Raw genomic sequence first — 14,695 nt, 5'->3', positions numbered from 1 at the left:
TTGCGCCCACTTGATCAAACAGCAATTGCACCGGGATCAAGGCAATGGAGGAAGCCCCAGTTCCGCGAGAAATGCATTGTGCCGTTTCTTCGCTTCGACAATCTGCTTCTCAATCGCCACCAAATCAGCGTGAACCGCACTAAGATCAATCTCTTCTTCCTTTTCAGCGGTACTGACGTACCTCGAAATATTGAGATTGAAATCGTTGTCGATAATCTCTTGCATCGGCACACGACGTGAGTAGCGCTCTTGCTCCTCGCGCACGCGATACGTGGAGACAATACGCTCAATATGCGCGTCATTTAGCTGGTTCTGGCGCTTTCCTTTTGTAAAGTGATCTGCCGCATTGATGAACAGCACATCGTCCGGCTTCTTACATTTTTTCAGCACCAATATGCACACCGGAATTCCGGTGGAATAAAACAAGTTGGGCGGCAAACCGATCACCGTGTCGATGTGACCGTCCTTAAGCAACTTGGTACGGATAGCCGCCTCTTTGCCGCCGCGAAACAGCACGCCGTGCGGCAGGATGATGGCCATTACGCCGTCGTCTTTCAGGTAATGCAGACCGTGCAACAAGAAGGCGAAATCTGCCGCGCTCTTAGGCGCCACACCATGATTCTTGAAACGCATGTCATCGGCCATCGCCTCGCCCGGCTCCCAGCGATAGCTGAAAGGCGGATTCGCGACCACAGCATCGAACTGCGGTTTCTTCGCCGGGTTGTTCTCGCGCAAGAAATCCCAGTCGTTGGTCAAAGTGTCGCCGTGGTAAATCTCGAACTCGGTGTCTTTCACCCCGTGCAGCAACATGTTCATGCGCGCGAGGTTGTACGTGGTGATGTTCTTCTCCATGCCGTAGATGCGGCCGATGCTGCCGCCAGCAGCCTTCATTTGATGGCGCACATTGAGCAGCAGCGATCCTGAGCCGCACGCGAAATCGAAAACGCTGGGGAGCGAGCGACGCGGGCCAGCTTTCGGTTCTTGACTGTCCAAGGTGACGATCGCGGAGAGAATGTTGGAGATTTGCTGCGGCGTGTAGAACTCGCCGGCTTTTTTTCCAGACCCGGCAGCGAACTGGCCAATCAGATATTCGTATGCGTCGCCCAGTGCATCGACGTCGGTGGAAAAATCTGCGATGCCCTTGGCGATCTCGGTGATGATCGCGCACAACTTTGCGTTGCGATCGGCGTACTTGCGCCCCAGCTTGTCCGAGGCGAGGTTGATCTCCGAGAACAGACCCTGGAAGTGGCTCTGGAAGGATTCTTCTTCGATGTACTTGAACCCTTGTTGCAAGGTGTCCAATAGCGCGTCGTTTTGGGTCTTGGCCAAGTGGACGATATGTCCCCACAGATACTGCGGCTGGATAACGTAGTGCGCCTTGCGCCGCATCTGCTGCTCGAACGCCGGTACGTCTGCGGCGTTGTCCGCGTACCACACCGACAGGGGCGTTCTGCCGCCGTTGCCGATGGCATTCGGGTCTGGGTAGTCAGCGCCCAATTCTTTCTTCGCTGCTTCCTCATAATTCCATGACAGATAGCGCAGGAACAAGAACGACAGCATGTAGTCTCGGAAGTCGTCCGCGTTCATTGCACCGCGCAGTTGGTCGGCAATGGCCCAGAGGGTCTTGCCGAGTTGCTTCTGGTCTTTGTCGTTCATGGCTTTAGGCGTCTCTTGATCTTGTTCTCCAGCGCCGAAAGTTCGGCTTCGTCAGCCGCATCGGCGGCCTGCGCTTCGCGTTGTTTGCGCTCCTGATCGAAAGCCAAGTAGCGATCGATGGCTTGGGCTTCCATCTGCGCATGACTGACCGAGCCGGCGTTCGCCAGCAACGGAAAATCATTGGCCGTGATAATGCGCCCTACGTTCTCCATCCAAAAGCGCATGGGAATGTCCTGCCTGTTCTTAGCCCGGAGTTCAGCGGTTTCTAGGAAGATCGTCACCAGCCGGTTGAGGGTGTCGATTTCGTCTTCGACCAAGTAATTCTTGGCGACTACGATGTCCTGCTTGCGCACGCGGCCGCCACTCCAGCTGCGCAGGCCGAAGTGCGGATCGTCGGCGTTCGCGCGCGCCAAGATCAGTTCGGCCGCAGTCTTCTGCGTCACTGCGTACAACAATAGGTTTTGCACTGTCGCGAAGAAGGCCTGGGTGGCGCGGTCGGTCTTGTCGTAATCCACGCTCAGCGCGAACAGGTCGCGCACCTTCTGGTAGAAGCGCTTTTCCGAGGCACGGATGTCGCGGATGCGCGCCAGCATCTCGTCGAAGTGATCTGGGCGACCGTCTGGGTTCTTCAGGCGCTCGTCATCCAAAACGAATCCCTTGAGTAGGTATTCCTTGAGCGCGGTGCTGGCCCAGCGCCGGAACTGCACCCCGCGCGGCGAGCGCACGCGATAGCCGACGGCCAGTATGGCGTCGAGGTTGTAGACCGTGGCCGGGCGGCGCACCTCGCGCCCGCCCTCCTGTTGAACTACCAAGGAATCCTTGGCAGTTCGTTCAGGCTCCAACTCATTGTCTGAAAAGATGTTTTTCAGATGCTGGCGGATGTTTTCGGTGGTGACGTCGAACAGCTCCGCCATCTCGGCCTGCGTCAGCCAGACCGTCTGGCCGTCGGCACGCAGCTGGATGCGGCTGGCGCCGTCCTCGGTGGTGTAGAGGATCAGGCCACTCATGCGCCGACTGCCTCCGTCGCGGGGAACAGTTGCTGCATCAGGCCCCGCTTGTGGGCTTCGAGGACGGCGAGCTGGTTGGATTCGGCGGTGATCTGGACGTCGAGGGAGGAGAGGCAGTCGGCGATTCGTTGTTGCTCCGCTTCGCCGGTGGAATGAATTGGGTACTCCCTGATCTGCCTTGCGCTGATGTGTGGAATTCCAGAGCTTGTATTAATGCGGTCCACATAAGCGTGAAACCTCGGCGAGTGGATCTGCTGAAAAATGAAATCCATCAATGCTACGGATTCAGCCCGAAGCCGAGCAACTCGCTGGATGAGCAACGCACCTACGTCCTCGTCTCCGATCAGCGCGGAGTTCTTTCCGACTTTCGATCCATCCATGCCGATGACCAAGTCATTTCTGGCCAATCGAAATTTCTCAAGGCCATTCATGGGGCCAACGTAATACCTGTCTATCTCGGCACTGTGTCGAATGGCACCTTCCGTAATGTTGATGCCCCGCATCAGTCGCTCACCGGAACTATCCTCGACAATCGCAGCACCGTCGAACGGATAGCCGGACAGGAGATCAACCAGATCGCCGAGAGGCGTTTGCTGCCACGTCAAAGCTCTTTGGAACTCGGGGAAGCGGAGGCGGGGACGGGTTTCGCCTTCGCGGGGCAACAGCTGCTGCATCAGGCTGCGCTTGTGCACCTTCAACGCTTCCACCATGCGCCCCTGCGCAGCAATCACCTCGTCCAGCGACGTCAGGCAGTCGGCGATTTTTTGTTGTTCCTTGACGCCCGCTGGTGCGAATGACGCAACTTCAGCAAGATCTGTCGAGTTGATTGCTGGATAGTTCGACCCAGTGCATTTCTCAATCACCTTCTGCACGAATCTATCGGTGTGAATGAGCTGGTAAAGGAAGGGCTTGCTTCCCTTCGCTCGCAACTGCGCGTACCCCGATGACGCGACATAGGCGTCGGCATCACGGAAATCGACGAATAGATTGTTCCGCTGATAGGGACGTACCACCTGAAAAATGACATCGCCGTTACTGAGAAGTCTTTGCGCCCTGCTTGGCGCCGACTTCTTTTTGATACGGTTTCTTGACTTGAGAACTCCGCCTTCCACGGATTCCAGATCGATGTATATGAACGAGTCCGGCAAGCCGTCGTTTTGTGGGTTAACGGTGCAAATTTCTTTCAGCGGTTTTTCCGCCCATGCATCTGCCTTCCGAAACTCCGGAAACCGCAACCGCGGCGTCACCATCGCTGCACCCTGCTTCGCCATCACCGCGCCTCCTCCCAAGCCTTCAGCCCGGCGATCTCGCGCCCGCCGGCGCGCTTGCGCAGCAGCGGGATCAGGTCGCGCATCAGTGCCTCCTCCTTCTGTGCGCGCGCCTTCCAGCCCAGTTCCAGTGGCGCCAGCAGTGCGGTCAGCGCCTCGCCGTCGAAGATGCGGCGGGCCAGCACGGCTTCGACGAAGGCCTGCAGGCGGGCGACCGGCAGGCCGTGCGTGTCCGCCACCGCGGCCAGCGCGCGGGCGGCCTTGTCCTGCTTGAAGGCCTCGTAGCCGGCGCGGATGGCGGCCTCGTCCAGGCCGGCGCCGGCCTTGAGGCCGCGCACGTATTCGCTGATCTCCTCGCGCTCGTCGATGAACTTGGCATCGCCGGCGATCAGGCCGATCAACTGCTCGCGGCTCATGCTGGCCTTGCCGGCCGGCTGCATGGAGATATCGGCCGCCAGCTTCATGATGTAGTCGTAGTCGATGGTGGCGGAGGCGAACAGCACGAACTCGAAATCGAGCTGGTCGATGTCCTCGTTTTTCTTGCTGTCCGGCTTGGCCTGCTGCGCGCGCAGGCGCTGCGCGGTTTCCAGATACGCGCCGCGGAACGCGTTGTGTTCATCACGGGGCAGGATCGTTTCGATCTGCTGTTTCTGTGCGTCGTCCAGATCGGTGTACTGATCCAGCTGGGTCTTCAGCTTCTGCACCTGTTTGAAGCGCTCGACGAAGCCGGCGCGGGCGGCGTCGCCCTTGACGTTGGCGATGTCTTCGGGTTTCCCGCTGAGGCCCTGCGAGGCCATGAAGCTGGCGAGCTGGTCGCGCGCTTCCTTGAGCTTCTCGATCACCACCGGTGCGGTGTCCACTAGCCAGATGGTGCGCGCCTGTTCGGCCTTGACGCCGGAGAACAGCGCGATGGCGGCATCCACTTCCTTCTGCTGGCCGCGGAAGTCGAGGATGTTGCCATACGGTTTCGTGTCGTTGAGCACGCGGTTGGTGCGGCTGAACGCCTGGATCAGGCCGTGGTGCTTGAGGTTCTTGTCCACGTACAGGGTGTTCAAATACTTGCTGTCGAAGCCGGTGAGCAGCATGTCCACCACGATCACGATGTCCAGCTTTTCGCGGCCTTTTCTTGGCAGGTCGGCATTGGCGAACTGTTGATCCTTGATGCGCTTTTGCACATCTTGGTAGTAGCCATCGAACTCCTCGATACGATGGTTGGTGCCGAACGCAGCGTTGTAGTCGGCGATGATGGCCGCCAGCGCGGTCTTCTTTTCTTCGGGATTCTTCTTGTTGTCGGCCTGCTCCTGCGGCAAGTCTTCTTGCAACTGCTTCACGTCGGCGCTGACGTCAGCGGGCGGTGAAAACACTGCAGTGATTTTGAGCGGCACAAAGTTTGAATCTGATTGCTGCTTCTCAGCCTGCGCGCTTTTGAACAGCGTGATGTACTCAATGGCATCATTGATCGACGCGGTGGCTAGTAGCGCATTGAAGCAGCGACCGCCCGTGGCCGTATCGTGTCGGTTTAGGATGGCCTCGACTATGGCGCGCTTGGCAAGTGGCTCGCCAGGCTTCACCGGGTGCTTGCCGTCGGGCTTGAAGTAATCGACATGGAAACGCAGGACGTTCCGATCCTCGATGGCGTGGGTGATCGTGTATTCGTGCAGGGGCTTCTGGAACAGGTCTTCGGTGGTTTTTAAAGTCTGTTCCTCGCCCTCGATGCGCTTGTAGCTGGCGTTCTGTTCGAAAATCGGCGTACCGGTGAAACCAAACAACTGGGCGTTGGGGAAGAACGTCTTGATGGCTTGATGGTTCTCTCCGAACTGCGAGCGGTGGCATTCGTCGAAGATGAAGACAATGCGCTTGTCGCGCAGAACTTCCAATTGTTCGGCATGGCTGTTGAGACCGCGCTTCTCGCGACTTTGGTTACGCGTGCTGCCACCGTCCAACGCCAAGCCCAGTTTCTGGATAGTGCATACAATGACCTTGTCGGCGGCATCGTCGGACAACATGCGTCGCACGAGCGCGCCGGTGTTGGTGTTCTCTTCCACGCAGCCTTCTTGGAAGCGATTGAATTCTTCGCGGGTCTGGCGATCGAGGTCTTTGCGATCAACCACGAACAAGCACTTCTCGATTGCCGGATTGGCTTTGAGCAGAGTTGATGCCTTGAAACTGGTGAGCGTTTTTCCGCTGCCGGTGGTGTGCCAGATATAGCCGTTGCCTAGGTTTTTATCGATGCACTCGACGATATTCTTCACGGCGTAGATTTGATACGGCCGCATCATCAGCAGCTTCTGTTCGCTCGCCAGCAGCACCATGTAGCGGCTGATCATCTGGCCTAGCGTGCACTTCGGTAGGAAAGCATCGGCAAAAGCATCAAGGCCGCCGATCTTGCTGTTGTCCGGTGCGGCGTACTGGTAGATCGGCAGGAAGCGCTCGTCCGCATTAAAGGCGAAATGACGGGTGTTGTTGTTGGCAAAGTAGTACGTCGCGTCGCGATTGCTGACGATGAAAAGTTGTATGAAGCAAAGCAATGTGCGGGTGTAGCCGTTGCCGGCATCGTTCTTGTATTCGACGATCTGCTCGATGGCGCGGCGCGGGGTGATACCCAGTGTTTTTAGTTCGATCTGCACGGCGGGCACGCCATTGATGAGCAGGATTACGTCGTAGCGGTGATGACTGTAATCAGTGTTGATACGCAACTGACTGGCAACCTCAAAATCGTTCTTGCACCAATCGTTGATGTTCACCAACGTGTAATTCAGGGGCGTTCCGTCATCGCGAGTGAGGGCGTTGCGGTTGCGCAGCGTTTGCGCTGCTTTGAACACGTCGGGCGTGACAATTTCATCTAGCAGACGGTGGAACTCTGCGTCGGTGAGGGTGACGTTGTTCAGCGCCTCGAACTTTTCGCGGAAGTTGCGTTCCAGCGCAGCTCGATCGCGGATGTCAGCGCGCAAGGTGTATTTCAGGTCGCCGAGCTTTTCAATCAGCTCTTGCTCGATTGTGCATTCCTTGACGCGCATGACGACTCCGTCCCTTGTTTATTCTCGCCCTACGTTTCAATGTTTGGCCAACGGAGTCGATTCTACCGGATGGGATGCGTTTGGCCGGAGGCGTCAGTTCATTCGGCCATGGGTTAGAAAAATCGATCAAACGCTTAGTGTCGATATTCGATGCACATAGAACTCGCGGACTGTCCAGCAAGACAGAATACCAACGTCATTTCGGGCGTTCGATTTGCCCAAATAATCAATAATAGTGCTTTAGACCCACATGGTTACGAAGCGACTCTGGACGATAGGGAATCTCACTGTATCTGTTCAAGACGCACGCCGCCTCAAAGCGCCCGTACAAAGATTGATCAAGCGTTGTCTTAAGGTGCACCTGACGCGGATCATTTGATCAAGGGACTTTTCGTTTCCACCATGAGCGCTGCTCCCGCGCAAAGACCTCAGAATGTTGAACGCCTGCAATGTTGGGATACAGATGCAATTTGGCCCAGTTGACTAACAATGGATTGGTCAGTGAGACGGCTTCGTTAACCCTCTGACCCGAAGATTTATCAGAGAGTCGAGACTCCTCTTCTGGATAGCTTCCTCTGATATACGAATGGTTACCGGGAAACCTGCGTTGTTGAAACCGCTTCACCTCAACTAACTGTTTGCGAAAACCCACTTTCAAAGGGGAATTGGGTTTTGGCCGAGCATCGGGATTCGGCCAAGCGCAGCTTTTAAAGACGCGAGCCAAGGATTTGCGCGCGAGGGTATCTGATGAACTCTATTGATCTTTGACGAGACATCGCCTTCGCGCGATGGCATCATGCGAAGATCAAAATGCTTCAAGAGGCGATCGACAGCCTCTTTCGGCTGCCTGCGGGGAAGGGGGGAATCATCAACTCGCTTCGATCTATTGACCTACGTTTAGTTGACGACCTCGTCGAATTCGTCAGAGGACCAGGCTTCGTGTTGGATTTTTCCGACAGAAGCTTCTCGGACTTCTTCGCCACCGAACTAAAGATCAACATCGACGATCCTAAATACGCGGTCAATGGCCGATCGAAGGGCAAGCGCCTCCGACATTTCATTCAGACCTGTGATGACTGGACCGCCGTTCGCACCCTTGAAGCGCTCTGGGAGCATCGCAGCGAGTTTCTGACTCGTTCCGGCAGTGTCGATCCGATCGTGAATGCCCAGATCCGCTACCAAGGTTTGATCACCCGCCTAACGCGGGGCTCCAATCCGTCGCGGTCTTCATTGGGCCCACAGCCTCCTCCCGTAAACCCCGCGACTATCGCCAAGATCAAAGCGGATCTGTTGGCCGTAGCGGCGATGGCGCCGCAAGCTCGCGGCTATGCATTTGAGGGCTTCTTAAAAGGCCTGTTCGACGCCTTTGGTCTAGCCGCACAAGAGCCGTTCCGGCTTCGCGGTGAACAGATCGACGGCAGCTTTCAGCTCGCGAGCGAGATTTATCTGCTAGAGGCCAAATGGCACGGGCCGCCGATCGGCGTCTCTGAGCTGCACACCTTCCATGGCAAGATCGAACAAAAGGCGGCCTGGACCCGCGGTCTTTTTGTGAGCAATAGTGGCTTCACTGAAGATGGCCTCGCCGCTTTTGGACGCGGAAAAAGGGTCATCTGCATGGATGGTCTCGATCTATACGAAATGCTCAACCGTGAAATCCCTCTTACTCAGGTCCTCGAGCGCAAAGTCCGTCGCGCAGCAGAAACCGGCGCACCCTTCATCCGCATACGCGACCTTTTCCCTAACTGGCAGGAATGAAAGACGATGGCGCAGTTCGATGATTGGTGCATTTCGGTTGAAGCGCCGGTGGGTAACAATCGCCTGCGAGTCATAACAGGACAGACCTCCAACCTAGGGGTCGGCATTCAGGCGACGGCGGCTGTCGTGCCTACGCATTACGCCTCGGCGGAGCAGATCGCGCGTGCACTCGCGCGACTTGGCAAGCAAGCGGCCGCCGCCCAGATCGAGAGTCTGCTGCCCACGACTAAGCAGATCCGCTCCGGCGACCTCGCTGAAATCTACGCGGCGGAATGGATAGACGCTCATAGCGGCGGCTACCGCGCGCCCATCAAACGACTGCGATGGAAAGATCATCGCAACATGGCAATGCGGGGTGATGACGTAATCGGCATCTTCCAAGACCCACAAACTCATCGTCTTCAGTTCCTGAAGACTGAGGCGAAGAGCCGCGTCCGTTTGTCCGCGCAAGTCCTGACCGAGGCGCGCGCCGGTCTGGACAAAGATGGAGGATTGCCCTCAGCCCACGCACTGCACTTTATTTCCGCACGTCTCCTCGAACTTGGCAATCAGCCGCTGGCCGATTCAATCGACGACGCGCTGCTCAAGCATGGCGTCCCGCCGCAGAGTGTTCGGCATCTGCTTTTCACATTCTCAGGCAATGCCCCAGACGCATTGCTAACCGCTTCCCTGCAAGCGTATTCCGGCCCTATCACTCAATGGGGTATCGGACTTCGCGTGGAAGGCCATGCCGAATTTATCGGCGCGGTCTACGATCGAGTGATCGCAAATGCCAACAACTCCTGAGGCTATCGCCGCAAATATCGCTGAGGCGACGGTCGCCGGCTTTCGTGGCCAACTGGTTGCTCGCGGGCAGGCCCGCGCGATCATTTGGCGTGACGGCACACTGCCACTCGACGCGCCAGACTTTGCACCGCAGCTTAGCTACGACCTGCATAGCTATGCCTATGCCCTGCTCGGCCTAGGCCTGCGTCTTCGTGAGGTGGGCGGCGATCAGAATGAGGCTCGCGCGGCATTCGAACTTGCAGCGGCATCTCTTGAGGCGGTGATAGCAAAGGGTAACCGACAGGAGTCTGATCGCGATTTCCACTTCGTCATGGCCGCAGCCGCTTATCATCTCGCCCACCTGTCAGCAAGAGCTTATTCGCTTCTCGCAATTGTCGAGGCAGATGAGAATTTCTCACTGATCGAGCGAGCGCTGGCTCAGTTAATGCTGCGGAATTTCGCTGCTTTGCGCAGCAGCGTCCTTGACTACCGGACCTCCGGTCAAGGTAGAGATGAGCGGATTGCTTCTGAAATGCAGTCCCACCTCGAGCAAGTAGAGGTAGCTGCCGAGCCTCCGGATGCCGGTGGTGACGACTTCCTTTTCGACGGCCTGATTACCGCGCTCACCGACACATTCATGGCTGCAATGTCACTTTATCTGCTTGCGCTCGAGCGTGGCGAGCGAGAACTGGTTGATCAGGCGCTCGAACGGCTGCGTGTGAGTTTGGCGATCTGCGGCGAGATGAACATGCTGCCGCAATGGTGGGCGCATCGTGTTGCCATCCATCTTCTGTCGGACTTATGGTCGAGCACTTTACATGAACAGGTTCCGCTGCAGCACGCCGGAGGACCGGCGTCGGACTGGCTGCAATTGCGCGAACTGTTCATCGCGCAGTTGCAGCGTCGCGATAGGGCCGAGATCGACCTTTGGCCATCACAGATAGAGGCGGCCGCCCGCGCCGTCGATCAGTCCGACGACTTAGTCGTATCGCTGCCGACAAGCGCCGGCAAGACGCGAATTGCAGAACTGTGTATCCTGCGTTGCCTCGCGGGAGGCAAAAGGGTGGTGTTTGTTACGCCACTGCGCGCGCTCTCGGCTCAGACTGAAGCGACGCTCCAGCGAACCTTCGGCCCGCTCGGCAAGACCATCTCCGCCCTCTACGGCAGCATCGGCGCCACCGGCTTTGATGAAGACGCGATTCGCGAGCGCGACATCGTGGTTGCAACTCCGGAGAAGCTAGACTTCGCGCTCCGTAACGATCCTTCTCTGCTCGACGACGTTGGTCTTCTAATCTTTGATGAAGGGCACATGATTGGCCTCAATGAACGTGAAGTTCGTTACGAAGTGCAGATTCAACGGCTATTGCGTCGTGCCGATGCTAGTGAACGCCGAATCGTCTGCTTATCGGCCATCCTTCCCGATGGGGACCAACTCGACGACTTCGCCGCTTGGCTGCGCCGTGATCATCCTGGCGGGCTGATCAAGAATGACTGGCGACCAACCCGCCTGCGCTTCGGTGAGGTGGTTTGGACGTCACCAACCGCCCGACTCAACCTCAGGGTAGGAGACGAACGTCCTTGGGTTCAACGGTTCCTTAGCGGCGCCGCACCTCCAAATTGGAATCCACCTAAGCGCCAACGCACCCAGCTATTCCCCAAAGACCAGCGCGAACTCTGCCTCGCCACCGCGTGGCGGTTAGTCGATGACGGCCAGACCGTCCTTGTCTTTTGCCCTGAGCGGCGCAGCGTTGAACCGTTCGCCGACGTTATCGTCGATCTACATGAGCGCGGCGCCTTGGTCTCGCTGCTTGCGGCCGATCCGGACGTACTGAATACCGCGATCGCGCTGGGCGAGGAATGGCTAGGCGCCGGCAGCCCCATCCTCAAATGCCTGCGCCTTGGGGTTGCCCTTCACCATGGCGCGCTTCCGACGGCCTATCGCAAGGAAGTCGAGCGTCTGCTACGCGAAAACGTCCTCAAGGTCACGATCTCTTCGCCAACTCTTGCCCAAGGCCTCAATCTGTCGGCGACAGCCGTCATCATGTATTCCCTACATCGCGCCGGTAAGCCGATTGCGGTCAGCGAGTTCAAGAACGTCATCGGGCGCGCCGGACGGGCCTATGTCGACATTGAGGGCATAGTCCTCTTCCCCATGTTTGACGACATCCGCACGAAGCGGCGGAACTGGGAAACGCTCATCAGCGACGTTGGCGCGCGCGAGATGGAGAGCGGTCTCGTTCTATTGGTCGTTACGCTGCTGAAGCGGATGCGAGCGCGCGTCGACGGGGACGCGAATCAGCTCGTTGATTATGTCGTCAACAACGCCGCCGCCTGGTCCTTTCCCGAGCTTGAAAACGAAGATCGAAATGACCGGGATCGCGCCCTGGCGGATTGGGAAAGGCACGTTTCGACGCTCGATACAGCCATTCTCAGCCTCATCGGCGAGAACGATGTTCCCGATGAAGGGATTGAGGCTGCCTTGGACAACATTCTCCGATCTTCTCTGTGGCAGAGACGCCTGGAGCGTCTGGACGATCAGCTCCAACAGTTGTTGAAGGCAGGTCTCCTTTCCCGTAGCCGGCTGATCTGGAATCAGTCAACCGCCGCTCAACGCCGCGGCTACTTTCTTGCAGGCGTAGGTTTGACCACGGGTCACGCCCTCGACGCCATTGCCGCCGAGGTCAACTTACTTCTGGTCCAGGCCAATGGCGCGATTCTTGAGGGTGACGCCGATGCTGCGATCACTGCTCTCACAAATCTTGCTGAGCGGGTATTCACCATCTATCCCTTTATACCCGACCCGTTCCCCGCAAACTGGCGCGACATCCTGCGGGCTTGGGTGCTGGGCGAGCCACTTGCCGCGCTGGGCGGGGATCAGCCAAGCAAAATGCTTCAGTTTGTTGAAGGAAGCCTCATTTACCGGCTGCCATGGGCAATGGAGGCGATTAGGGTCCGCGCGATCGCAAATGGCGATGTGGTAGACGTAGATGGCCTAGGTCTAGAAGACTATGAACTTGGCCTTGCGGTGCCCGCGATCGTTACCGGCACGCTCAACCGCTCCGCGTCAATCCTCATCCAAGCCGGCTTCAATTCGCGGCTCGCTGCAATCAAAGCGGTCACGGATACAGGCGCGACATTCGCAACCGGAAACGAGCTGCGGCAATGGCTGAATACAGAGGAAGTCGCCACTTGGAGTGCACATGCGGACTGGCCAACTAGAGAGACCCGTCCGATTTGGATGGATTTTGTCCAGCGCTTCACGCCGAGCGAGGAGCACATTTGGGCGGCTCGGCACTATCGGGGCAGCATCACGTGGATGGCTGCGCCCGCGCCGCCCGGCTCGGTCGTCCAGATACACCAGTGGGCAGGCCAGTCTTGGGTGCTGTCTCCAGACGGAACTCCACTAGGCACCGTTCGGGCCGCACTCAATCCCCATCGAGGCGGCATGCTTCGCGCACAATTGGCTCAGGACGTCCGCGATATCCACATCGTATATCTTGGTCCCGACGATCTGGCAGATTCATAGTAGCCAATTTCCCGGCGCCACTGGTCTCAGTGGAATGCATTGCTCGATGATCGCTTGGGTCAAAAGCCACCTTTCGCAACAGCGTTGCTTTTCCGCCGTTAGCTCGACAGGCTCGCTTGTAGCGGACTTGGAGCGTAGATCGACGCCGATCTATTCAAGAAGTCCGTTTTCTTAGACAGATCCAACATCACATATATACATTTCGCCGTTTTCTATACACGTTCTGAAAACATGTATAACAATTTGGTTTTATTCGAATGAAGTCAGACGGAGCGCCATATCGTCGAATTTGGTGGGCCCACCAGGACTCGAACCTGGAACCAAAGGATTCGCCTTTTCCCACGATTTCCCGCAGGGACGGACTATCTCTTCACCCGCTGCCTTGGGCAGGTAGGGTGCGGGACGCTCTAGCCTGTTATGAAGGGCACTTCAGCCCTCAGGTAGTCTCTGCACCTTCCGATGGTGTACCACCGGCTTGGCTCAGGGTTCCCACCGTCCGCTTGCGCGCCGCTGAGGGTTCCTTGAATTCATCCCGTTCCCGTCCACGTGTTTCCACGTGGCGGCACCTTTCGATGAGTCCTCTGCTCTAACCATTGAGCTATAGGCCCGAGCGGCCATTCTATCAGCAGCGCTCTGCCGTTTCCGGCGTGGAAGAACTTACTTCGCGCCCATCGGCGAGGCGTAGTTGAGTCGCGTCGCGCCGGCTTCTGCCATCGCGTCATTCACCGCCTCACGCGCTTCATTCGGCACATCCACCAACACCAACACGCGCCCTGCGGCAATCTCCGCTTCAAATTGCTGACGCACGGGATCAGGCACCGTAGACCCCATCAATGCGGACGCCCACCCACCGACCAATGCACTCATTGCAGCAATGCCCACTGCACCGGCGAGTGTGATGCCAAGTGGCGGTATGGCGACCGCAACAAGACCTGCAAGCAATCCTGTGGCGCCGCCGATTTCCATGCCGCGAATCGCAGCAGGCATCGCGTCGGTATCTGCTTCTTTTAAAGTATTGGGAATGCGCTCCAACTCGATATCCGCACGCGCCACCATGGAGATCGCATCGTTCTTAATACCATGCATGTGCAACGCGGCTAGTGCGCGTCGCGCCACGGCAACGTCTTGGGTGCTGTAAACCTCGCGATGGTTCATCACTTAAAGCCTCAGAGCGCAATTTTTTTCGCTTGATCCTTGAAGTCCTTTTTCGGGTCAACACCGAGCAACAACTTGATCCCGGCAAACAAGCTATTTGCGTTCTCCCACACCTCGGCTTGTTCCGGTTCAAATCGCAACAAGCGCAACTTCGGATCGTCCTTACCGCTGAACCAAGCAGCGATGAAGGGATTCCAAAGGGCGTCGATCACCGTACGATCGTTATCTTGTTTTAGCTGACCGACTGCGCTTGCAAACAATTCGTGATTTTTCGAGGTCAGCATCATGACTGCAGAAAGTGTTCGACCCTTTTCACTGGCTTGCCCCATTTCAGTTTCAATCGAGGTAAAAAACCAAATAGGACCACTTTCATCTTCGCGCATCGCTGTCATCGGACGCGGCGGCACGCCATCCGCACAGAGCATGACGGTGCGGTCTGAATCAAGATGCTTCCAGAATTTTTCACGCAGTTCAGTAGCGTCAGTCATAGGGTTCTCGTGACTTCCAAGCGGTGTTTACCCAACACTGCAAGTCTTCACGTGAAAC

At 57.2% G+C, this 14,695-nt stretch carries 9 protein-coding genes; 3 read left to right on the top strand and 6 right to left on the bottom strand.

The window, feature by feature from the left end; translation table 11 throughout:
- Positions 1-36: 36 nt before the first annotated feature.
- From G7069_RS04995 to G7069_RS04980, 4 genes are read right to left on the bottom strand one after another with little or no spacing between them, the layout of a single operon-like run.
- On the bottom strand, positions 37-1,656 hold the full coding sequence (locus G7069_RS04995) for a type I restriction-modification system subunit M (RefSeq protein ID WP_166294933.1): 1,620 nt from the start codon (positions 1,654-1,656) through the stop codon (positions 37-39).
- A complete protein-coding gene (locus G7069_RS04990; protein ID WP_166294931.1) occupies positions 1,653-2,663 on the bottom strand; it encodes a virulence RhuM family protein in 1,011 nt (336 codons plus the stop codon). The genes G7069_RS04995 and G7069_RS04990 overlap by 4 nt, the downstream gene beginning before the upstream one ends.
- Entirely contained in the window at positions 2,660-3,934 is a 1,275-nt protein-coding gene (locus G7069_RS04985; RefSeq protein ID WP_166294929.1) for a restriction endonuclease subunit S, read from the bottom strand. Before G7069_RS04985 ends, G7069_RS04990 begins: the two co-directional genes overlap by 4 nt.
- Entirely contained in the window at positions 3,934-6,948 is a 3,015-nt protein-coding gene (locus G7069_RS04980) for a type I restriction endonuclease subunit R (RefSeq protein ID WP_166294927.1), read from the bottom strand. The genes G7069_RS04985 and G7069_RS04980 overlap by 1 nt, the downstream gene beginning before the upstream one ends.
- A gap of 810 nt (positions 6,949-7,758) precedes the next feature.
- Between G7069_RS04980 and G7069_RS04975 the strand changes: the two genes are divergently transcribed.
- Genes G7069_RS04975 through G7069_RS04965 form a run of 3 tightly spaced genes read left to right on the top strand, consistent with a single transcriptional unit; the run spans position 7,759 to position 12,994 of the window.
- Complete coding sequence (locus G7069_RS04975; RefSeq protein WP_166294925.1) at positions 7,759-8,703, top strand: restriction endonuclease; 945 nt, start codon at positions 7,759-7,761, stop codon at positions 8,701-8,703.
- Positions 8,704-8,709: 6 nt separating this feature from the next.
- Positions 8,710-9,489: a DUF1837 domain-containing protein gene (locus tag G7069_RS04970; protein WP_166294923.1), complete on the top strand. Its 780-nt coding sequence runs from the start codon at positions 8,710-8,712 to the stop codon at positions 9,487-9,489.
- The gene (locus G7069_RS04965) at positions 9,473-12,994 is read left to right on the top strand and encodes a DEAD/DEAH box helicase (RefSeq protein WP_166294921.1); all 3,522 of its coding nucleotides are present in this window, start codon (positions 9,473-9,475) and stop codon (positions 12,992-12,994) included. The genes G7069_RS04970 and G7069_RS04965 overlap by 17 nt, the downstream gene beginning before the upstream one ends.
- A gap of 657 nt (positions 12,995-13,651) precedes the next feature.
- On the opposite strand, the gene G7069_RS04960 is transcribed toward G7069_RS04965, so the two are convergent.
- Both G7069_RS04960 and G7069_RS04955 read right to left on the bottom strand, forming a co-directional pair.
- On the bottom strand, positions 13,652-14,149 hold the full coding sequence (locus G7069_RS04960; RefSeq protein WP_166294919.1) for a hypothetical protein: 498 nt from the start codon (positions 14,147-14,149) through the stop codon (positions 13,652-13,654).
- A gap of 11 nt (positions 14,150-14,160) precedes the next feature.
- A complete protein-coding gene (locus tag G7069_RS04955) occupies positions 14,161-14,637 on the bottom strand; it encodes a pyridoxamine 5'-phosphate oxidase family protein (protein ID WP_166294917.1) in 477 nt (158 codons plus the stop codon).
- Between the last annotated feature and the right edge of the window lie 58 nt (positions 14,638-14,695).

The sequence above is a fragment of the Lysobacter sp. HDW10 genome (genome assembly GCF_011300685.1).
In the GTDB taxonomy this organism is placed as follows: Bacteria; Pseudomonadota; Gammaproteobacteria; order Xanthomonadales; family Xanthomonadaceae; genus Solilutibacter.
This window is presented reverse-complemented; position numbering and strand designations above follow the sequence as displayed.